The sequence below is a fragment of the Vibrio sp. 1641 genome (assembly GCF_033339995.1).
Lineage (GTDB): Bacteria > Pseudomonadota > Gammaproteobacteria > Enterobacterales > Vibrionaceae > Vibrio > Vibrio alginolyticus.
Window position 1 is genome coordinate 1 of sequence record NZ_JAWOVP010000357.1, and the last position, 585, is coordinate 585.

Genomic DNA, 585 nt, shown 5'->3' on the forward strand with positions numbered 1-585 from the left:
TTGCTGGCCTCCAATAATCGCGGTTGAAATGCCTTGCTCGTCAAGCTCCGCCCCGTCACTGGCATTACCCACTGCTGGTACAACGAGACAAGCCCCAATCACTACTCTATGAAACAATCGCATAGCCTCATCCTTGAGTTTTTTCGCACTCTATTTACTTTAGCCGAGAGTTCACCAAGCTCAAGTTAACGTATTGAGTAACAGGCTCAGTTACGCAAATTCTTGTTTTAACCACGAGCGCAATAAGTGAAAGCTTTCTTGCTTGAGCTTATGCGGTGGGCACACAAAATAAAGCTGCTGATTAGGATTGATCACAGGCTCACCAAGTTCGATCAGCTGACCGTACTTGATGTCGTCTTTCACAAACAAACGGTGAGTCACCAACACACCCAAACGACGCGTGGTTGCCTGTACCGCTTGAATCGACATATTAAAAGTGATCGGCTTTTTGTTTTTTGGACGAGCGACTCCTATCGCGTCTGACCAGACTTGCCAATCGTGTTTTCTGCGCTCATTCGTGACCTCAATGAGCGGATACGTCTTTAAGATGTCAGAAAGGTTAACTTGATTGCTGTAGTCGATTAG

1 protein-coding gene is annotated in these 585 nt (G+C 46.2%); it reads right to left on the bottom strand.

The window, feature by feature from the left end; translation table 11 throughout:
• Positions 1–210: 210 nt before the first annotated feature.
• Positions 211–585: LysR substrate-binding domain-containing protein (locus R7Z47_RS25970; RefSeq protein ID WP_318130914.1), on the bottom strand; the 375-nt coding region annotated here is incomplete at its 5' end.